Origin of the sequence: Streptococcus sp. 27098_8_109, from assembly GCF_041432295.1 — a bacterium.
Lineage (GTDB): Bacteria > Bacillota > Bacilli > Lactobacillales > Streptococcaceae > Streptococcus.
Genome location: NZ_JAPVZJ010000026.1, coordinates 1 through 19,764, shown reverse-complemented (window position 1 = coordinate 19,764; position 19,764 = coordinate 1). Strand labels below are relative to the sequence as shown.

At 39.8% G+C, this 19,764-nt stretch carries 21 protein-coding genes; 4 read left to right on the top strand and 17 right to left on the bottom strand.

The features are described from left to right. Positions 1 to 693, top strand: a 693-nt coding sequence (locus O3664_RS08650) for an IS3 family transposase (RefSeq protein ID WP_142358483.1), incomplete at its 5' end; no start/stop codon positions are given. Positions 694 to 749: 56 nt separating this feature from the next. Here O3664_RS08650 and O3664_RS08645 read toward each other — a convergent pair. The 17 genes from O3664_RS08645 to O3664_RS08565 form a co-directional block, all read right to left on the bottom strand. Then, a complete protein-coding gene (locus tag O3664_RS08645; protein ID WP_020903474.1) occupies positions 750 to 2,093 on the bottom strand; it encodes a DEAD/DEAH box helicase in 1,344 nt (447 codons plus the stop codon). 140 nt (positions 2,094 to 2,233) lie between these two features. Beyond that, entirely contained in the window at positions 2,234 to 3,049 is an 816-nt protein-coding gene (locus O3664_RS08640; protein WP_020903475.1) for an endonuclease/exonuclease/phosphatase family protein, read from the bottom strand. A gap of 51 nt (positions 3,050 to 3,100) precedes the next feature. Continuing rightward, the gene (locus O3664_RS08635) at positions 3,101 to 5,281 is read right to left on the bottom strand and encodes a PTS transporter subunit IIBC (protein WP_020903476.1); all 2,181 of its coding nucleotides are present in this window, start codon (positions 5,279 to 5,281) and stop codon (positions 3,101 to 3,103) included. Positions 5,282 to 5,461: 180 nt separating this feature from the next. Continuing rightward, positions 5,462 to 6,388, bottom strand: coding sequence for a permease-like cell division protein FtsX (ftsX, locus tag O3664_RS08630; protein WP_000625545.1), 927 nt, complete (start codon positions 6,386 to 6,388; stop codon positions 5,462 to 5,464). After that, positions 6,381 to 7,073, bottom strand: a complete 693-nt coding sequence (gene ftsE, locus O3664_RS08625; protein WP_000022269.1) for a cell division ATP-binding protein FtsE — start codon at positions 7,071 to 7,073, stop codon at positions 6,381 to 6,383. The genes ftsX and ftsE overlap by 8 nt, the downstream gene beginning before the upstream one ends. 17 nt (positions 7,074 to 7,090) lie before the next feature. Next, positions 7,091 to 8,186 (bottom strand): peptide chain release factor 2 gene (gene prfB, locus O3664_RS08620; protein WP_101784613.1). Its coding sequence is split into 2 segments (ribosomal slippage): positions 7,091 to 8,113 and positions 8,115 to 8,186, totalling 1,095 coding nucleotides; the frame shifts between segments, so codons are not numbered across the junction. Positions 8,187 to 8,293: 107 nt separating this feature from the next. After that, on the bottom strand, positions 8,294 to 8,950 hold the full coding sequence (locus tag O3664_RS08615) for a CBS domain-containing protein (RefSeq protein WP_371613900.1): 657 nt from the start codon (positions 8,948 to 8,950) through the stop codon (positions 8,294 to 8,296). Between the two features lie 359 nt (positions 8,951 to 9,309). Continuing rightward, positions 9,310 to 10,020 (bottom strand): ABC transporter ATP-binding protein, encoded by a 711-nt coding sequence (locus tag O3664_RS08610; RefSeq protein WP_000062200.1) that lies wholly within the window; start codon positions 10,018 to 10,020, stop codon positions 9,310 to 9,312. Beyond that, positions 10,020 to 10,784, bottom strand: coding sequence for an ABC transporter ATP-binding protein (locus O3664_RS08605; RefSeq protein WP_001185997.1), 765 nt, complete (start codon positions 10,782 to 10,784; stop codon positions 10,020 to 10,022). The genes O3664_RS08610 and O3664_RS08605 overlap by 1 nt, the downstream gene beginning before the upstream one ends. Further along, complete coding sequence (locus tag O3664_RS08600; RefSeq protein ID WP_004256818.1) at positions 10,784 to 11,740, bottom strand: branched-chain amino acid ABC transporter permease; 957 nt, start codon at positions 11,738 to 11,740, stop codon at positions 10,784 to 10,786. The genes O3664_RS08605 and O3664_RS08600 overlap by 1 nt, the downstream gene beginning before the upstream one ends. 3 nt (positions 11,741 to 11,743) lie before the next feature. Then, positions 11,744 to 12,613, bottom strand: coding sequence for a branched-chain amino acid ABC transporter permease (locus O3664_RS08595; protein WP_000941427.1), 870 nt, complete (start codon positions 12,611 to 12,613; stop codon positions 11,744 to 11,746). 220 nt (positions 12,614 to 12,833) lie between these two features. Then, positions 12,834 to 13,994, bottom strand: coding sequence for an ABC transporter substrate-binding protein (locus tag O3664_RS08590; protein WP_000726117.1), 1,161 nt, complete (start codon positions 13,992 to 13,994; stop codon positions 12,834 to 12,836). 77 nt (positions 13,995 to 14,071) lie between these two features. Further along, positions 14,072 to 14,347 carry a YlbG family protein gene (locus tag O3664_RS08585; protein ID WP_000462122.1) on the bottom strand — a complete coding sequence of 92 codons (276 nt, stop codon included), beginning with the start codon at positions 14,345 to 14,347 and terminating at the stop codon, positions 14,072 to 14,074. A 78-nt stretch (positions 14,348 to 14,425) separates the two neighbouring features. Further along, a complete protein-coding gene (gene clpP / locus O3664_RS08580) occupies positions 14,426 to 15,016 on the bottom strand; it encodes an ATP-dependent Clp protease proteolytic subunit ClpP (RefSeq protein ID WP_000613475.1) in 591 nt (196 codons plus the stop codon). Positions 15,017 to 15,189: 173 nt separating this feature from the next. After that, on the bottom strand, positions 15,190 to 15,819 hold the full coding sequence (gene upp, locus O3664_RS08575) for a uracil phosphoribosyltransferase (protein WP_000515974.1): 630 nt from the start codon (positions 15,817 to 15,819) through the stop codon (positions 15,190 to 15,192). Positions 15,820 to 15,907: 88 nt separating this feature from the next. Beyond that, entirely contained in the window at positions 15,908 to 16,375 is a 468-nt protein-coding gene (locus tag O3664_RS08570) for a cytidine/deoxycytidylate deaminase family protein (protein ID WP_084863095.1), read from the bottom strand. A gap of 18 nt (positions 16,376 to 16,393) precedes the next feature. Beyond that, entirely contained in the window at positions 16,394 to 16,951 is a 558-nt protein-coding gene (locus tag O3664_RS08565) for a TetR/AcrR family transcriptional regulator (protein ID WP_000004136.1), read from the bottom strand. A 124-nt stretch (positions 16,952 to 17,075) separates the two neighbouring features. Here O3664_RS08565 and O3664_RS08560 point away from each other — a divergent pair, with 124 nt between their 5' ends. The 3 genes from O3664_RS08560 to O3664_RS08550 are packed head-to-tail and all read left to right on the top strand — an operon-like array spanning position 17,076 to position 19,721. Then, positions 17,076 to 17,921 (top strand): DegV family protein, encoded by an 846-nt coding sequence (locus O3664_RS08560; protein WP_024057020.1) that lies wholly within the window; start codon positions 17,076 to 17,078, stop codon positions 17,919 to 17,921. 57 nt (positions 17,922 to 17,978) lie between these two features. Further along, positions 17,979 to 19,151, top strand: a complete 1,173-nt coding sequence (locus O3664_RS08555) for an NAD(P)/FAD-dependent oxidoreductase (RefSeq protein ID WP_371613899.1) — start codon at positions 17,979 to 17,981, stop codon at positions 19,149 to 19,151. A 48-nt stretch (positions 19,152 to 19,199) separates the two neighbouring features. Next, positions 19,200 to 19,721 (top strand): DUF1697 domain-containing protein, encoded by a 522-nt coding sequence (locus O3664_RS08550; protein WP_020903482.1) that lies wholly within the window; start codon positions 19,200 to 19,202, stop codon positions 19,719 to 19,721. Positions 19,722 to 19,764 lie beyond the last annotated feature (43 nt).

Below are 19,764 nucleotides of genomic sequence, written 5' to 3'. Positions count from 1 at the left end.
AAAGGAAATTACGGCTATCGTCGCATGACTCTAGAATTACGAAATCGTGGCTTCGTAGTGAACCATAAGAAGGTGCAGCGTCTGATGAAAGTACTTGGTTTAACGGCTCGAATTCGCCGTAAACGGAAGTATTCTTCATACCAAGGAGAGGTTGGCAAGAAAGCAGATAATCTTATTCAACGTCAATTTGAAGCAACCAAACCAATGCAAAAGTGCTACACAGATGTGACAGAATTTGCCATTCCAGCAAGCAGCCAAAAGCTTTATTTATCACCAGTTTTAGATGGCTTTAACAGAGAAATTATCTCCTACAATCTTTCTACTTCGCCGAACTTAGTACAAATGAAAGCTATGCTAGAACAAGCCTTTACAGAGAACCATTACGAAAATACAATTCTCCATAGTGATCAAGGATGGCAATACCAACACGATTTTTATCATCATTTTTTAAAGAATAAGGGAATCCAACCATCTATGTCACGTAAGGGAAATAGTCCAGATAACGGTATGATGGAATCTTTCTTTGGCATTCTTAAGTCTGAAATGTTTTATGGTTATGAGAATACGTTTCAGTCACTTGAACACTTGGAACAAGCTATTGTAGACTATATTGATTACTACAACAACAAACGAATTAAGGTAAAACTAAAAGGACTTAGCCCTGTACAATACAGAACTAAATCCTTTGCTTAAATTAATTGTCTAACTTTTTGGGGTCAGTACAGAGCTCAGTACTCCAACTTTTTTTATTAAAATGTTTGGCGTTTTGCTTTACGTTCTGCACGACCGCGAGCACGATTTTCAGCGCGCTTGGTTTTGCGGCGCTTTTCATCAACCGCCCATTGAATTTTCTTCTTATAACCTGGTTTGACTTTTTTCTTTTTCTTTTTAACCAAACCAATCATTTCGATATCAAGCTTATCCTGCTTCTTTTCACGGTTTGCACGACGATCACGGTCATAGGTATCTTGGAATTCTCCATCTTTTACCATCTTCGGAGTAAATTTAATTCCTAATTTCTCCAACTCACGGATATCCGAGTCATCGCTTGGCTGATAAAGGGTAATAGCTGTACCTGGTAGGCCATTTCGTCCAGTACGACCAACACGGTGAACAAAGAAGGACAAATCTTGCGGAATAGCATCATTGATGACATGGCTGACACCTTCAATGTCAATTCCACGCGCTGCCAAATCTGTTGCGACAATATACTCAAAATCCAGATTTTTCACCTGGTTCATGATACGTTTGCGCTCACGAGGGGCAATACCCCCATGGATTTTTGCCACCTTCAAGCCTTGAGCAGTCAGATATGAATACAATTCATCAGCACGCGTTTTAGTGTTAACAAAAATCATTGCCAAATACGGTTGCATCAACTGAGTCAACTGGTAAATTTGAGCATTCTTGTCACGTCCCTTTGTAGAAATCAACCAATTATCAATGGTATCAGAAATGACCGTTTTGGTCTTGATTTTCTCCATAACAGGATTTGACAAGTATTTTTTCAAGAATGGTTGCAGTTTTTGTGGGATAGTCGCTGAGAAGACCATGAATTGCAAGTCTTTTGGAAGGCTTCCAGCAATCTTATCAACAGTTTCCAAGAATCCCATATCCAAGGTCATATCTGCCTCATCGACCACAAAGGTCTTAGCCTTGTGAATAGCTAGGTCACCAGACTTAACTAAGTCATAAATACGGCCAGGCGTTCCGATAACAATATGAGGCTGGTTACTTGCCAATTTGTCAATCTGGCGAGCCTTATCTGTACCACCCACATAATTAACCACACGAATTTCTACCTCTGAGTGGGCTGCAATCTGACGGGCTGCTTGGTAAATTTGAGTAGCTAATTCACGGCTCGGTGCAGTAATGACTGCTTGAACACTATCGCTGGTTTCATCTAATTGCTGGAAAATCGGCAATAGGAAAGTGTGAGTCTTACCCGAACCTGTTTTTGATTCTCCAACCAAATCTCGGCCTGCCAAGACAATGGGAATCAACTTATCTTGTACCTCTGTTGGAGTTATAAATTTCAACTCCTCCAAGGCTTCTCTAATATAGTTTTTAAATTGAAATTTCGTAAATGACATAATATCCTCGATTCTATCTATCCTATCAATTATACCACATTTTATTCCATTTCAGTAGTCTCACTTATTTAGGCTATTTCCAGCACCTTTTCTAGTCAGAAAAAGGCTGGAATTTGTGAATCCCAACCTCTTTTCAGTCCTTATTTCCAGTTTAAAATAGCATTCAAGCCATAGTGATCACTAACTTGCGGACCCTTGTTACCATCAAATACGACATGTAAATTTTCCACCTCTAACTCTTTGGTAGTAAAAACATAGTCGATTCGAAGGGGTTCTGTATTCCCCTTCCAGCCATCAATTTCTGGTGGAACGGTATAGCTACCGCTTTTCTCTTGAGCAACTTCAAAAGCGTCTTGTAAGCCTAATGGACTAGCTAAAATAGCTTGGTAACCTTCCTGACCTGCTGGATTGTTGAAATCTCCAGCCAGCAAAAGTGGCTTGTTCAATTCTTTCAAGACAGCCTCAAATCGCGCCCATTCTTCTTGGAAACCTTTATCCCACCAAGAAAGGTGGACACTGGCAACTGCAAGGTCCTTGCCATCAACTACAGTTTCAGCCAGGGCGACACGGCGAGTATGATAGTCTGTTGGATCATCCACATCTGAAACCAAAATTTCTCTTGCTTCAATAGGTGTTTTAGACAAGATAGCCACACCTTCATGGTAGCGGTCATAACCAATATGGTTATAGGCCCAAGTCCAGTAGTAATCTTTCCCTTGCTCTGACAACTTTTCAACCAAAAGTCTAACATAATGGTCTTGGTGAATAGGCTCAGCTGCTGGCAAAGCTTGATAAAGGTCATTAACCTCCACCACTGGCGAAGTGATCTCCTGATTGATTTCTTGGAAACAAATCAAATCATAGTCTTTTTCAAGAATATCCTCAAGCAAAATCTGGAATTTTTCCTCTGCTTCTTTCTCCATCCAACTGTGAGTATTGAGTGTTAAAAATTTCATTCTTTTCTCCCAAAATAAGAGGTTGGAATACAGCTTCCAACCTCAAGTATATTACAATTCTACTTTAGCAACTGCTGTTTTAGCTGCAAGAGAACCTGTTTTTTCTAATTTAACTGATTTAATTGCATCACCATTTGTGAAGACAACTACTGTTGAAGTTTCACGTCCTGCTGCACGGATAGCATCCAAGTCAGCTGTGACAAGAAGATCTCCTGCTGCAACTTTTTGTCCTTCAGCAACATGAACTGTAAATGGTTTACCTTCAAGACTTACTGTGTCCAAACCAATGTGAACCAATACTTCAAGACCTGGTTCAGTCACAATACCAAGAGCATGTTTTGTTGGGAAGATGCTTGATACAGTACCTGAAACTGGAGATACAATGTTTCCATTTGCAGGTTCTACTGCAAATCCATCACCCATCATTTTTTGAGCAAATACTGGATCTTTTACTTGTTCCAAAGCAACAACTTGACCGTCTGCTACTGAGTAAACTTCCTCAGTAAGACCTTTGAAGTGAACAGTGTTTTGTTGTGCTTCAGTCATTTGGCTTGGAAGAGTTTCAGGAATGATTTCACCTGAATCAAGGATATCTTGGATATCAGATTTCAATACGTCTGCTTTTGGACCGTAGATAGCTTGAACTCCTTGTCCTTTCATGACAAGACCCATAGCTCCTTCTGCTTTCCATTGTTCTGCATCACCGACTTTGTCAGCATCTTTTACAGTTACACGAAGACGAGTCATACATGCATCAACATCAACGATGTTTGCACGTCCACCAAGAAGGTTAATAATGTTTACAGCTTGAGAGCCTGCTGCAACTTTCACTTCGCTACTAGCTTCTTCTGAACCTTCAGCAGTTTCATAATTTCCGTTACGTCCTGGAGTTGCGTAGTTGAATTTTTGAATCATGAAGTTTGCGATAAAGTACATGATTACGGCAAAGAGAACAGTTACCCAGATAAAGTTAACGATATCCATACCAATACCAGCATTAATTGCTAGTGGTGTACGAGTCAAGAATTCAATTGAACCGAATGAGTGGACACGTAGGTTTACTACGTCAGCCATAGCGAAGGCAGCACCTTGAACAAGTGAGTAAACAAGATACATAGGTGTTGCTACAAACATGAACATGTATTCGATTGGTTCAGTAACCCCTGTCAAGAATGTTGCAAGAGCTGTCGCAATCATCATACCTTTATATTGATGTTTCTTATCAGCATCGACATTACGGTAGATAGCAACGATCATACCCATCAAGATACCGAATGAACCGATCATTTGTCCAACTTTGAAACGAGCTGGGTGAACAGTATCTAACAATTGTTGGTAGTGACTTGCATCTGTACCTTTAAGGTTAACAAGGTCTGTTACCCATGCAAGCCATAGTGGGTCTTGACCAAATACTTGAGTACCTTTAGCTGCACCAGTTAAAATGTCATAAGTACCACCAAGAGCTGTGTAGTTCATTGGGATAGTCAACATATGGTGAAGACCAAATGGCAAGAGCAAACGTTCCAAAGTACCATACAAGAATGGTGCAAGGATTGGAGCAGTTTCTTGTGAGTTGGCAATCCAGATACCAAAGCTATTGATACCTGTTTGAACTACTGGCCAGAAGGCAGCAAGTAGAATTGCAGCGATTGCTGAACGAAGAATAACTACAAATGGTACGAAACGTTTCCCGTTGAAGAATGAAAGTGCATCAGGAAGTTTACGGAAGTTGTAGTATTTATTGTAAGCAGTTGCCCCTACAAAACCTGAGATAATCCCTACAAACACACCCATGTTCAATGCTGGAGCTTCAAGAACACTAATGAAGTAATCAGCAACTTTGATTGAACCACCAAAGAGAGTTGTGACCATAGCATCTGGATTTTTCAACATATCTCCTGATACACCAAAGATTGTACCAGTGATACGGTTAATCAAGATGAAGGCAAGACCAGCGGCGAAAGCACCACCAGCACGTTCTTTAGCCCAGCTTCCTCCAATTGCTAGGGCAAACAAAATGTGAAGGTTACCGATAACCCCCCAACCAATTTGCTCAAGAATTCCACCTGTAACTACAAGTGGTGCAAAAGTTGGGTTAATCATTACGATAGACTTACCGATTGAAATCATCAAACCAGCAGCCGGCATAACCGCGATAACCACCATCAAAGCCTTACCGAATTTTTGCCAAAACTCGAAAGACAAGACATTTTTGAATGTATCTTTCATCATTCAAATCTCCTTTATTTTTATTTAGGCAAACGTTTTACGAAAACGTTTGCACTTTCTATAATTCAATTATACCACTTTAATTTTTTTTTGTAAAGGCTTTTATAAAAAAAAGTAGACTTTTTTCTAAAATTTTTGTAGTAAAAAAGGAGATATTAAAATCTCCTCAAATATACTTCTATTTTAGATTTTCAGGAATCGGCGCATTGAAATTCCTGATCCGATTGAACCGATAAAAATTCCAATCACAAATAATAAGGCAATCATCAGTGGACTGAATACTTCTGGTGATATCATTGAAAGGTTCTGACCAACCAATGACTTATTAACAGATTGGTAAACCATTTTATAGACAATAAATACCAGAACTGATGGAAGTGTTGCTCCAAGCAAACCAATGAAGGCACCTTCAAGCAAGAAAGGTCCGCGGATATAGCCATTCTTAGCACCTACTAAACGCATGATTTGAATTTCACGGCTTCGTGAAATAATGGTGATACGTATAGTATTAGAAATCAAGAACACCGCAATGAAAATCAATAATCCAGCGATAACTAGTCCCCAAACACGAATAAATGAGGCTAACTTAAACAAGCGTTCTGTATTAGCACCACCATCTTGAACTTCTGATACACCTTCGATTTTTTTAGCCTCTTCTGCTACTGTCTTTACATCACTTGGTGTATTTGTATCAACGATATATGCATCATAGAGAGGATTGGCATCGCCTTCAAAGATTTTCCAGTTGTCCCCCATTGTTTCTGTCAACTTTTCATATTGTTCTTCTTTACTTGAAAACGTAACACTTTTAACGGTTGACATACCTTTCAAAGCATCATATACCTTATGGTAGTCGTTATTTGTAACAGTTTGACCTTCTTTTTCAATGGTCTCACTATTATCAGCTACGTCCTTACGAATGTATACCATTACTCGGACATTATTTTCGATATCTGTAGCTAGTTTAGCCGTATTAAAGATAACAGATGCAAATATTGCAACCAAGGTCAAAGTAATCATAACTGAACTAACAGCAGCTACTGTCATCCAGCCATTTCGTTTCAAACTTTTTAACGATTCAAATAAATGACGAAAAAATCTACTAATCATCGTATCCATATTCTCCTTTAGCTTCGTCACGAACGACACGGCCATTTTCAATGGCAATGACACGGTGGCGCAAGGTATTTACAATCTGACTGTTGTGGGTAGCCATCAAGACAGTTGTACCTTGGAGATTGATGCGTTCCAGCAAGTTCATAATTTCCCATGAATTATCTGGGTCCAAGTTTCCTGTTGGTTCGTCCGCAATCAATACTTTTGGATTGTTTACAATGGCACGTGCAATTGCAATCCGTTGCTGTTCTCCCCCTGAAAGTTCATTTGGGAAAGAACGAACCTTATGCTTCAATCCAACCAAGTCTAAGACTTCCATAACACGTTTTTTGATATTACGGCGACTTTCTCCAATTACCTCCATTGCATAAGCAATATTTTCATAAACGGTTTTCTTTGGTAACAGTTTATAATCTTGGAAGACAACCCCAACACTACGACGTAGGAGAGGAACATCTTTCTTTTTAATTTTAACCAGATTAAAACCAGCAACAGATAAGCTTCCTTTTTCGATTTTTACTTCGCGATACAAAGAACGAATAAAGGTTGATTTCCCAGCTCCTGAAGGTCCTACGATGTAAACAAATTCCCCTGGTTGAACGCTTACCGAAACACCACGTAGGGCAGTCGTTCCGTTGTCGTATTTTTTGACGACATCTCTCATTTCAATAATTGACATGTGAGTTCCTTTCTATCTTAGCTGATTCTCCACTTGAGATAGGCATCAATAAAACCATCTAGGTCTCCATCCATAACCTTATCTACTTGTGCAACTTCAAAGCTAGTTCGGTGATCTTTTACCATAGTATATGGCGTAAAAACATATGAACGGATTTGGCTTCCCCATGTGATTTCCTTTTTCTCACCCTTGAGGGAATCAACTTCCGCTGCTTTCTTTTCTTGCTCCATTTGATAGAGCTTAGCCTGCAACATCTTCATGGCACGATCTCTATTTCCATACTGGGTACGATCGACCGTTGACTGGACAACAGTCCCAGTTGGAATGTGTGTTAAACGTACACCTGTTGAAACCTTATTGACGTTTTGTCCACCAGCACCACCTGAACGGAAGGTGTCCATCTTGATATCATCTTCACGGATTTCCACTTCAATGGTATCATCCAACTCTGGCATCACTTCTACAGATGTGAAAGAGGTATGGCGACGTTTAGCAGAGTCAAATGGTGAAATTCGCACCAAACGGTGTACCCCCATTTCTGACTTGAGAAGACCATAGGCATTAGGTCCTTCAAATGATAAGGTTACTGACTTGATACCAGCTTCATCTCCTGCTTGGTAATCCAATACTTCCACTTTAAAGCCTTTAGCATTTCCATAGCGAGTGTACATACGAAGCAACATATCACCCCAGTCCTGAGCCTCAGTACCACCGGATCCTGGATGGATTTCCAAGATGGCATTATTATGGTCATAAGGTTCTGACAAGAGCAAGGTCATCTCGTAACTGGTCATCATCTTATCAAGTTCTGACAACTGTTCAACCAATTCTTCATGTACCGACTCATCTTCAGCTAAAAAGTCTAATAAAATTTCAACTTCATCCTGCAACTCTTCCATCTTATGGAAAGTATTGTAAGTGTTTTTTAATTCATTTAATTCTTGCGACGTTTTTTGGGCCGCGATATTATCGTTCCAAAAATCAGGTTCTGTCATCTTGTTTTCCAAGATAGCAATCTCTTCCTCTAAACCTTCGAGGTCAAAGAGACCCCCTGAAAGAAGCTAATTTTTCACGATTTGCGTCAATTTTCTGACGAATTACTGAAATGTCCATAAATACTCCTTTTTTACATTATTTCATTATAGCATATTTTATCATTTCTTTCCATCTTTTGCTCTACTCCTCTTTTCATGAAAAAAGAAGCCTTTCGGCTTCCCTTTTTACAAGACTTTTGCTGAAGTACGAGTAATCTCTTCTACTTGAATATTCTCTGATTCAAATTTTTCTTTCAAGGCTGGTAAATCAATTGATCCATCGATTTGAACTTCGATAATGACCTTACCATCCTTACGCGGAATATTGACTGTATGAGAGATATTCAAATTTTCTTCTACAATCAAAGAAACAATCTTTCCGAGTACACCAACTTCATTTTCCGTAACAAAGCGTACACGAATCCCTTCTTCGCCATAACCTGCGATTTCAAGAAAGGCTTGGAAAACGTCACGGTCCGTAATAACCCCATAGACTTGATGGTTATCTACGACAGGAAGAATACCAATCTTGTTTTTCAACATCAGATAAGTTGCATCCTCTAGACTCGCATAGCCTGAAACAGTGACAACATCACGAATCATCACATCTTTTACTTTTGTCTTATTTAGAAGATAATTCATCTCATAGATAGAAAGACTTGTTGCTTTGGATGGACTAGCTTGGGCAATGGTTCCCTCAGTTACCAAACCAACCAATTGATCATTTTCGATAACAGGCAAGCGGTGCAACCCTTGCTCTCTCATCAAATCTGCTGCATGAGATATTGTTGTATCTGGACTAATATAAACTACCTTGCGGGTCATAAAATCTTTAACTGCCATGAGACTTCTCCTTTTCTATTCTTATCCCTATTATACAATCTTTTTGTAAATCTATCAAACGCTTACATTTCTTTTTCAAAATTCAGAAAAGTATGAATAAGCTAGCAAAAAGAGCTCTGAAATCGAGCCCTCTGAATGAATGTAAGAAACGTTTCATTCCATTTTTTTCAATTATTAGAAATTAACCTTTTAATGTAGATAAAGATTGCTTTACAATCTATATCTGTCAACTAAAAAGATCCCCTGGACTATAATGATGATTACTTCGTAATCCTCATCCACCGACTAAAACAATCCAGTGGATTTGATAATTGCTTCGCAATCTTCATCCGCCGACTAAAAAGGTCCCCCGGACCTTTTTAGCCACCTAGATATGCTTTTCTGACTTCTTCTGATGAAGCGAGTTCTTTTCCTGTTCCTGATAGAACGATTTTCCCTGTTTCCAATACATAGCCTCGGTCAGAGATTGCGAGTGCTTTATTGGCATTTTGTTCAATCAAGAGGACGGTTGTTCCTTGTTTCTGGATGTCTTGAATGATATCAAAAATCTCTTGGATAAAGATTGGGGCAAGTCCCATTGATGGTTCATCTAAAAGAAGAAGTTTTGGTGTTGACATGAGGGCGCGTCCCATGGCAAGCATTTGCTGTTCTCCCCCTGAAAGAGTAGCTGCATCTTGGTTCTTCCGTTCTTCAAGACGAGGAAAGCGTGAGAAAACTTTCTTCAAGTTGGCTTGATTTTCTTCACGATTTTTCTTTAAGAAAGCTCCCATTTCAAGATTTTCCATAACAGTTAAGCCAGGAAAGACGTGGCGTCCTTCTGGAACTTGTGAAAGACCACCTGCCACGATTTTTTGAGCTGGCATTTTTTGGATTTCTTGACCTAAAAATTCAATCTTTCCTGAACTCGGTCTAACCAAACCAGACAAGGTACGGAGAATGGTTGTCTTACCTGCACCATTGGCACCGATAAGGGAAACAACCTCTCCTTCATTTACTTCAAAGCTTACATCACGGACTGCTTGGATCATACCGTAATGCACAGAAAGATTATCAACTTTTAACATAGACATTAGGCTTCACCTCCTAGATAAGCTTCGATAACGCGTTTATTGGTCTTAATTTCGTCTGGAGTTCCCTGAGCAATCAAACGACCATATTCAAGTACGTAGATACGTTCTGTCACTTCCATGACCAGATTCATATCGTGTTCAATCAGCATGATCGTAATCTTAAATTCATCTTTGATACGACGAATTAACTCAGTCAATTCGGCTGTTTCCTGTGGGTTCATACCTGCTGCTGGTTCATCTAAAAAGAGAATTTTAGGTTCCGTAGCGAGAGCACGAACAATTTCCAAACGACGTTGTTGTCCGTAGGCAAGATTTTTAGCAAGAGTTTCTGCATCACCATCTAAATCAAAGATTTTCAACAATTCCAAAGCCTTAGCCTTTAATTCTTTTTCACTCTTGTAAAAAGCTGGTAAGCGTAAGAAACTAGCAAAAACATGTTGTTTGTGATGGTTGCCAAAAGCAATCAAAACATTGTCCAAAACTGTTAAATCTTTAAAGAGACGGATATTTTGGAATGTACGTCCAAGTCCCAAAGAAGCAATCTTATAAGGTGACTTTCCATTCAAAAGGTGACCATCTAGTGTTACTGTTCCCTCACTTGGTTCATAAACACCTGTCAAGAGATTGAAAAGGGTGGTTTTACCAGCTCCATTTGGACCGATTAGTCCAACCAATTCCCCTTCGTTCAATTCAAGAGTCACATCTCCAACAGCTGTTAGACCGCCAAAATGTTTGGTTAACTGTTTTACTTCAAGTAATGCCATTAGTTTTGTTCCTCCTTCTTAGATTTTTTAAAGAAACGTGATAGGCTCAATTCCCATGTCCCAAGTAGTCCACCTGGTCTGAAAATCATTACCAATACCAAGGCCAAAGCATAAATAATCATACGCACACTAGCAACATCTTGGAGAAGCATATTCAAAATTCCAAGAACAATAGCTGAAACAATAGCACCTGTAATGGAACCAAGTCCACCAAAGACAACAATGATCAAAACGTTGATTGAGTTGATGAAAGTGTAATCTTTCGGTACAACTGAACCGATAAATCCTGCCTGAAGTGACCCTGCAATACTTGCAGTAATAGCACCAAAGACGAAGGCGATGATTTTAATCTTAGTCGTATTAACCCCAACTGACTCAGCAGCGATTTCATCCTCACGAACAGAGAGAGTTGAACGACCAATTGGACTACGCAAAAAGTTCAAGGTTGCAATGGTTGTAATCACGACAAAGAAGTAAACCATTTGCCAGGTTGTAAAGTTAGGAATTCCCAAGATACCTGCTGCACCATTTGTAAGGCTTCCACCATTGATGATAAAGATACGGATAATTTCAGAAACACCGAGAGTTGCTACCGCAAGGTAATCCCCCTTCAAGCGTAAGGTTGGAATTCCGACAAGCAAGGCAACTGCTCCTGAAAGCAAAGCACCTAACAGCATGGCTCCAAAGAAGGCACCGTAGGTTGGTGATTTAGAACCAATAATAGCAGCGGCATAGGCACCAATCGCCATGAAACCAGCATGACCAAGTGAAAATTGGCCTGAAAAACCAACGATTAAGTTGAGACCAACAGCCAGAATAATATTAATTCCGATTTGTTGTAAAATCTGTACATAGAATAGATTGAGTACTCCGACTGAAACCAATACACTAATCAAGCCATAGCCAGCTAACAAAAGGAGTAACCATAGAATATTAACTTTTAAATTTTCTTTCATCGTTTACACCTTCTCTTTCACATTTTTACCAAGGATACCAGCTGGGCGGACAATCAAGATCAACAACAAGATTCCATAAACAATAGCATCACGGAAGTCTGACATTCCAAAGGCTGTCGCAAAGGTTTCCAATAGACCAATCACAAAACCACCAAGAGCTGCACCAGGAATAATTCCGATACCACCAAGTACTGCGGCAACGAAAGATTTAAGACCTGGAGTAACTCCCATCAAAGGCTCAAGAGAGTTATAATAGAGGGCAATCAGAACACCAGCCGCACCCGCAAGAGCTGACCCCAAAGCGAAGGTAAAGCTGATAGTACGGTTTACATTGATCCCCATCAATTGCGCCGCATCGCTATCTACGGATACTGCACGCATGGCTTTCCCCATCTTAGTCTTTTGGACAATGACTTGTAACAAAATCATCAAAATCAAGGAAATGGCCAAAATCATTAACTGCACGTTTGTTAGGCTAACTGGTCCCAAATCATAGCGAACTGTTTGAATCGCTTGAGGGAAGGCACGGGTATTAGCACCAACCAGATAGACCATCCCATATTCCAATAGGAAAGAAACCCCAATAGCTGTAATCAAAACAGCAATACGAGTAGAGTGACGCAAAGGTCGGTAAGCAAGGAACTCAATCACGACACCAAGAATGGCTGTCGCTAACATAGCTACAATAAGAGCTACAAAGAAATTCATTTGGAAAGAATTAATCAAGAAATAACCGATAAAGGCTCCCATCATATAAATATCACCGTGGGCGAAGTTGATGAGCTTGATAATTCCGTAAACCATGGTATATCCTAGGGCTAACAGCGCATAAACACTACCTAGAATCAAACCATTTACTAGTTGTTGGAGCATAAGATTCACTCTTTCTATTTATAATTTCGAGGGTTTTCCCTCACTTTTTATAAGTTCTTATACTCAATAAAAATCAAAGAGCAAACTAGGAAACTAGCCACAGGCTGTACTTGAGTACGGCAAGGCGACGTTGACGCAGTTTGAATTTGATTTTTGAAGAGTATTAAACATCGAAACAGGGAGTGAGTCAAAGGCTCATTCCCTATTTCAACATTTTCTATTATGGTTTTACAACTTCTGCTGCTTCAACCTTACCATTGTTCATGGTCATCATGTAAGCAGTTTTGACTGTGTTGTGGTCTGCATCGAAGCTTGTTTGACCAGTTACACCTTCAAAATCTTTTGTTTTAGCAAGGTTATCCTTGATTTCGCCAGAGTTTTTAGCACCTTTTGCTGCGTTTGCTACAAGGTGAACTGAGTCATAAGCCAAGGCTGCAAATGTTGAAGGCTCTTCGTTGTACTTAGCACGGTAAGCATCAAGGAAAGCTTTTGCTTTAGCTGAAACTTCTACAGTAGTTGAGAAGCCTGAGATAAAGTAGATGTTTGATGCTTTTTCAGGAGTTGCTTGTTGTACAAACTCTTCACCGTTGAATCCATCACCACCAACGATTGGTTTGTCAATTCCCATACCACGCGCTTGGTTTACAATTTTACCAGCTTCAGTGTAGTAACCAGGAACGATGATAGCATCAAAATCTTTCCCTTTCATTTTTGTAAGGGCTGCTTGGAAGTCTGTGTCACCTGCTACGAAAGTTTCATCTGCAACGATTTCACCTTTGTAAGCTTCACGGAAGGCTTTGGCAATACCTTTAGCATAGTCGCTAGCATTATCAGTGTAAAGAACAACTTTCTTAGCTTGCAATTTTTCAGAAACATAGTTTGAGATAATTTTTCCTTGGAAGCTATCTTGGAAAGTTCCGATAAAGAGGTAATCTTGACCTTTAGTCAATCCATCTTGAGTCGCACTTGGCGAAATCAATGGAACACCTGCTTTTGTAGCGTTAGCTACCGCAGCTGCAGTTGCACCAGATGTCGCAGGTCCTACGATTGCTGATACTTTAGATTGGGTTACAAGGTTAGTTGTTACTGAAGCCGCCTCAGCTGTTTCAGACTTGTTATCTTTATCGACTACTTCGATTTGTTTTCCATCGATACCACCTGCAGCATTGATTTCATCAACGGCAAGTTGGGCACCTTTTTGTTCAGATGTACCGTAGGCTGCTACGGCACCAGTTTCTTCAAAGTTAAATCCAATTTTGATTGTCTTTTCATCTACTGAATTACCAGCAGCGTTTGACGCTCCAGACTTCACTTCTCCACAGGCTGCAAGAAGTGCTACACTTGCAAGCGCCACAAACGATAGGGCAAATTTTTTCTTCATCTTTTTTGTCTCCTTATTCTTAAATAAATAGCATGTTAAGAATATACCGAATTATCAGAAAATTGTCAACACTTTTCTTAGACTTTTTCGATGATAACGTTTTCCTCTCGATAAAGATTGCCCACAAAGGGTGTTTCCAACTCTTGGATATGACAAACTCTAACTTTTTTTATAAATTTTTCCTTGCCCAAGCGCCCGACCAATTGCTCCACTTCTTGAGTTGGAACATAAAGCTGTAAGTAACGATGTTTCTTGGAATGATAGGTAATATCTCCATAATCCTGCAGTTTTTTGGCATCACGATTATAGTAAAGATAGATAATCAAGCCAGATCGATTGACTTTTTCAAACATGATAAATCCTCTTTCTAAGAAATCTCTCCCTATTATACCAAAAAAAGCAAACCCAGTCGAGTTTGCCTTCTATCACCATTAATTCAATGAATTGTTGGCCATGATTTCATCAATAAAGCCATATTCAAGTGTTTCCTGGGCGCTCATCCAGTTATCTCGTTCTGCATCTGCATGGACTTTTTCGATTGACTGACCTGAATTTTCAGCCAAGATTTTTTCCAAAGTATTACGAGTTTTAAGCAAGTGTTCTGCAGCAATCGCCATATCGGTTTGTTGAGTACCACCACCTGTACCACCCATTGGTTGGTGGATCATATACTCTGCATTTGGAAGCATGAAACGTTTGCCTTTTGCTCCACTTGACGCGATGACAGTCCCCATAGATGCAGCCATCCCCATAACGATAGTTTGGACATCTGCCTTGATAAAGTTCATGGTATCAACGATTGCCAAACCAGCTGAAACGGAACCACCAGGTGTATTGACATAAAGGTAAATATCTTTTGTACTATCTTGGGCATCCAAGAAAAGCAACTGTGCAATAACTGAGTTAGCCATATTGTCTTCAACTGGGCCTGTCAGCATAATGATGCGGTCTTTGAGAAGACGTGAGTAAATATCGTAGGAACGTTCCCCACGGCTTGTTTGTTCAATAACTACAGGAATCATTCATTTCTCCTTTTGAGTTTTAATTTTGTTGGTCAAATGACTGAAGATAAGACTATTATAATATCTTGGTCAAAAAAGGTCAAATTTTTGCTCTGTTTTCATCAGACAGAAACAAAAATTCAACCCCCTTTCACGACTGGAAATACTTTTCCAAATCATTCTTCTTTTCGATGTTATTTTGTACCGAACAAGCGGTCTCCAGCATCTCCAAGACCTGGAACGATATATCCGTGTTCGTTCAAACGTTCATCCAAGGCTGCTGTAAAGATTTCTACATCTGGATGAGCTTCTTGAAGGGCTTTAACACCTTCTGGAGCAGATACAAGGCAGACAAATTTGATATTTGATGCGCCACGTTTTTTAAGAGAATCAACAGCCAAGATTGCTGAGCCACCTGTTGCCAACATTGGGTCTACCACAAAAATTTGACGTTGGTCAATATCTTCAGGCAATTTCACTAAGTACTCAACTGGTTGAAGCGTTTCTTCATCACGGTACATACCGATGTGGCCAACCTTAGCAGCTGGAACCAAGCTCAAGAGTCCATCAACCATCCCGATACCTGCACGCAAGATTGGAACGATGGCCAATTTCTTACCTGCCAATTGTTTTTGAACTGTTTTTGTGATTGGTGTTTCGATTTCCACATCTTCTAGTGGAAGATCACGAAGTACTTCATACCCCATCAACATTGCAATCTCATCTACTAGCTCACGAAAAGCTTTTGTAGAAGTATCTGTACGACGCAAGATTGACAATTTGTGTTGAATCAATGGATGATTAATAACTTCAATTTTTCCCATTTTTGGAATTCCTTCTTTCAATTTATTCTTCTTATTATACCAAAAAACGGTTTAAAAATCTTTCTAAACCATTTATTTTTGATAATTTTTACATTAAATCCGCCTCTTTAAGAGCTGCCTGCACTGTCTCAAGTGGTAAATGGGTTAATTCTGTTCCCTTTTCTTGATAAAGGTATTGGGCATAGTCGTCCATTCGGTACTGGTTGATATAAACCACGCGCTTACAACCAACCTGAAGCAATTGTTTTGTACAGTTTAGACATGGAAAGTGGGTCACATAGGCTGTAAAGCCTTTGGGAACCCCACGTTCTGCACCTTGGAGAATGGCATTAACCTCTGCGTGAAGAGTGCGAACACAGTGACCTTCAATGACCAGACATTCGTGATCAATACAATGCTCAGTCCCTGACACCGAACCATTATAACCAGTGGAAATAACTTTATTATCCTTTACCAGAATTGCGCCCACTTTGGCACGTTTACAAGTGGAACGATTGGCAATTAGTAGAGCTTGGGCTGCAAAATACTCATCCCATGCTAGTCTTTCTTCAGTCATATCTCTTCTCCTTTTTCTCTATTTTTTAAAAAATGGTAACCGTAAATCTGCAATCTTTTCAGCAGGTACCTTCATGCCATCCTTGATCCATTTTAAAAGGACTGAGACGATGGCTGAACTCCAGAAGGAATGAAGATAAGAGCTGACACCTTTTGATTTTCCATGGTATTTTTCCAGAAACTCCTGCATGGCTTGGACAAAGATTTTTTCCAGATGGTAATCTAAGGCAAGTTGAATCACTCTGGCTTCCTTTCTTGCTTCTCGGAAAAGGTGAACCCAGACCAGATAAAGGTCTGTCTTTAAATCATAATGATGCAACTGTTCCATAATATTGTGGACAGTTCGTTTAAATACGCTTTCTAAAATCTCCTCTTTGGAATCATAATTGCGATAAAAGGCCGCACGAGAAACGCCTGCACGTTTGACCAATTCAGAAATACTAATCTTGGTCAGGTCCTTTTTTTCCAAGAGTTGCAAGAGGGCTGTTTCGATGGCTTCTCTAGTTAATAAATTGGATTCTTGGTTTGATTTTCTGAGATTTTCAAGAGACTTTTCAGAGATTCTACGTTCAGACATAACATTTTCTTTCTACTTGTCACAACAGACGGATGAGGCTTTTGTTTCAAGGGCTTTCATGATATAATTGTAAAAAAAGACAGAACCTTTGTCAATGTATAACTGACAAAGATGGAGAATTTCTATGACTTGGAAGATTATTGCTGACTCTGGTTGTGATTATCGTCAGCTGGCAAGACCAGCTATTGACACGACCTTTGTAAGTGTGCCCTTAACCATTCAAGTAGCTGATCAGGTCTTTGTTGATGATGCCAGTCTTGACATTGACCAAATGATGGAAACCATGTATGCAACTGCAGAAGCTTCAAAATCAGCTTGTCCAAGCCCAGATGATTATTTGCGAGCATTTGAAGGAGCCAAAAACATTTTCCTAGTAACCATCACTGGTACTCTTTCTGGAAGCCACAATAGTGCTCAACTAGCAAAAAATATTTATCTGGAAGAACATCCTGATACTAAAATTCATATAATTGATAGTTTGTCTGCTGGTGGGGAAGTTGACTTGCTCGTAGAAAAAGTGAATGACTTGATCGACCAGGGCTTATCTTTTGAAGAAGTGGTTGAAGCTATCACCGCCTATCAAGAAAAAACCAAGTTACTTTTTGTCCTAGCTAAAGTCGATAACTTGGTGAAGAACGGCCGTTTGAGCAAGCTTATCGGTACGGTCGTTGGCCTTCTCAATATCCGTATGGTCGGAGAAGCTAGTGAAACTGGAACTCTCGAATTGCTACAAAAAGCACGAGGACCAAAGAAATCAGTTCAAGCTGCCTATGATGAAATCATTAAAGCTGGATATGCTGGTGGCCGTATTGTCATGGCCCAACGTAATAACGAGAAATGTTGCCAACAGCTTTCAGACCGAATACGTGAAACCTTCCCACAGGCGGATATTAAAATTCTCCCAACATCTGGTCTCTGCAGTTTTTATGCAGAAGATGGTGGTTTGCTGATGGGGTATGAAATTGATTAATTGCATTCTTGACAAGAGGTGACTTCATCTCTTGTTTTTTTGTGGTACAATAGAGCTATGAAACATTTTGATACTATCGTCATTGGTGGAGGTCCTGCTGGTATGATGGCTACGATTTCCAGTAGCTTTTATGGACAGAAAACCCTCCTCATCGAAAAAAATCGGAAACTTGGAAAAAAATTAGCTGGTACTGGTGGGGGACGTTGCAATGTAACCAACAACGGAACTCTAGATGACCTACTAGCTGGCATCCCTGGAAATGGGCGCTTTCTCTACAGTGTCTTCTCCCAATTTGATAACCATGATATCATTAATTTTTTTACAGAAAATGGTGTTAAACTTAAGGTCGAAGACCACGGACGCGTCTTTCCTGCTAGTGACAAGTCTCGGACCATTATCGAGGCCTTGGAAAAGAAAATCACTGAGCTAGGCGGCCAAGTTGCTACTCAAACCGAAATTGTTTCGGTTAAAAAGGTAGAAAATCAGTTTGTCCTTAAGTCCATAGACCAAAGCTTCACTTGCGATAAACTGATTGTCACAACAGGTGGTAAATCCTATCCTTCGACTGGTTCAACTGGGTTTGGTCACGAGATCGCCCGTCATTTTAAGCATACCATTACCGATCTTGAAGCCGCTGAAAGTCCTTTGTTGACAGATTTTCCACACAAGGCCTTGCAAGGAATTTCATTGGACGATGTGACCCTAAGCTATGGTAAGCATGTCATCACTCACGATTTGCTCTTTACCCACTTTGGTTTGTCAGGCCCTGCTGCTCTGCGTATGTCCAGCTTTGTCAAGGGCGGAGAGGTTCTCTCACTGGATGTTCTACCTCAACTTTCTGAGAAAGACTTGGCTACATTTCTAGAAGAAAATCGGGAAAAATCTCTAAAAAATGCCTTAAAAACTTTACTTCCAGAACGCTTGGCAGAATTTTTTGTGCCAGGCTATCCTGACAAAGTCAAACAACTGACTGAAAAGGAACGCGAACAACTTGTCCAGTCTATCAAGGGACTTAAAATTCCTGTAACTGGTAAAATGTCCCTTGCTAAGTCCTTTGTTACCAAAGGGGGCGTCAGTCTCAAGGAAATCAATCCCAAAACTCTAGAAAGTAAGCTGGTACCTGGACTCCACTTTGCTGGCGAGGTACTGGATATCAATGCCCACACGGGTGGGTTTAACATCACTTCTGCCCTCTGTACTGGTTGGGTGGCGGGATCAAACCCAATCTAAATCTGAATTATTTAATGGCTAAATCAGCCCCAAAAGAAAGGAAGTCCTTTGGAACATATTATCTTGTTAAGGGGAGTTACTCCTAATGGAAAAAATGCTATCCCTAAAATGTCTTATCTAGTAGATATCTTAACAGAAGCCGGTTTTCAACAAGTTCGAACCTATATTCAAAGTGGGAATATCATTCTTGAAAGTGATTTAGATTTAGAAGAAATACGAGAATGTGTTCATACTCTGATAAAGGAAAAAATTGGGGCCGACTTAAAAATGGTTATCAAGAACAAAAGTGATTTTAAAAAAATTGTCCAAGAAAACCCGTTTGGAGAACACTATCTTTATGACCGTATACATGTGATTTTTTATCAAGAATCTATTCAAAGTCTCCCTTTAGAAAAATTGAAAATTGATTACGGTGAAGAAGAAATTTGTATCGGTAACCATTGTCTTTACCTCTATCTCCCTAGAACTGCAAAACGAAAAAAGCTCAGTACCAACTATCTTGAAAAGCTTTTTAATGTAGATTTGACCATGCGAAAACTAAATGTAGTAGAAAAATTATTAAGCAAGTAGTGCTTGAATTTAGTAAAAATCGGAAGAATGCTCCTCCGATTTT

What these genes read in the sequence shown, in the direction of transcription:
- O3664_RS08645 (WP_020903474.1), bottom strand. Translation starts at nt 2,093, where the DNA reads ATGTCATTTACGAAATTTCAATTTAAAAACTATATTAGAGAAGCCTTG.
- O3664_RS08640 (WP_020903475.1), bottom strand. Translation starts at nt 3,049, where the DNA reads ATGAAATTTTTAACACTCAATACTCACAGTTGGATGGAGAAAGAAGCA.
- O3664_RS08635 (WP_020903476.1), bottom strand. Translation starts at nt 5,281, where the DNA reads ATGATGAAAGATACATTCAAAAATGTCTTGTCTTTCGAGTTTTGGCAA.
- ftsX (WP_000625545.1), bottom strand. Translation starts at nt 6,388, where the DNA reads ATGATTAGTAGATTTTTTCGTCATTTATTTGAATCGTTAAAAAGTTTG.
- ftsE (WP_000022269.1), bottom strand. Translation starts at nt 7,073, where the DNA reads ATGTCAATTATTGAAATGAGAGATGTCGTCAAAAAATACGACAACGGA.
- O3664_RS08615 (WP_371613900.1), bottom strand. Translation starts at nt 8,950, where the DNA reads ATGGCAGTTAAAGATTTTATGACCCGCAAGGTAGTTTATATTAGTCCA.
- O3664_RS08610 (WP_000062200.1), bottom strand. Translation starts at nt 10,020, where the DNA reads ATGTCTATGTTAAAAGTTGATAATCTTTCTGTGCATTACGGTATGATC.
- O3664_RS08605 (WP_001185997.1), bottom strand. Translation starts at nt 10,784, where the DNA reads ATGGCATTACTTGAAGTAAAACAGTTAACCAAACATTTTGGCGGTCTA.
- O3664_RS08600 (WP_004256818.1), bottom strand. Translation starts at nt 11,740, where the DNA reads ATGAAAGAAAATTTAAAAGTTAATATTCTATGGTTACTCCTTTTGTTA.
- O3664_RS08595 (WP_000941427.1), bottom strand. Translation starts at nt 12,613, where the DNA reads ATGCTCCAACAACTAGTAAATGGTTTGATTCTAGGTAGTGTTTATGCG.
- O3664_RS08590 (WP_000726117.1), bottom strand. Translation starts at nt 13,994, where the DNA reads ATGAAGAAAAAATTTGCCCTATCGTTTGTGGCGCTTGCAAGTGTAGCA.
- O3664_RS08585 (WP_000462122.1), bottom strand. Translation starts at nt 14,347, where the DNA reads ATGTTTGAAAAAGTCAATCGATCTGGCTTGATTATCTATCTTTACTAT.
- clpP (WP_000613475.1), bottom strand. Translation starts at nt 15,016, where the DNA reads ATGATTCCTGTAGTTATTGAACAAACAAGCCGTGGGGAACGTTCCTAC.
- upp (WP_000515974.1), bottom strand. Translation starts at nt 15,819, where the DNA reads ATGGGAAAAATTGAAGTTATTAATCATCCATTGATTCAACACAAATTG.
- O3664_RS08570 (WP_084863095.1), bottom strand. Translation starts at nt 16,375, where the DNA reads ATGACTGAAGAAAGACTAGCATGGGATGAGTATTTTGCAGCCCAAGCT.
- O3664_RS08565 (WP_000004136.1), bottom strand. Translation starts at nt 16,951, where the DNA reads ATGTCTGAACGTAGAATCTCTGAAAAGTCTCTTGAAAATCTCAGAAAA.
- O3664_RS08560 (WP_024057020.1), top strand. Translation starts at nt 17,076, where the DNA reads ATGACTTGGAAGATTATTGCTGACTCTGGTTGTGATTATCGTCAGCTG.
- O3664_RS08555 (WP_371613899.1), top strand. Translation starts at nt 17,979, where the DNA reads ATGAAACATTTTGATACTATCGTCATTGGTGGAGGTCCTGCTGGTATG.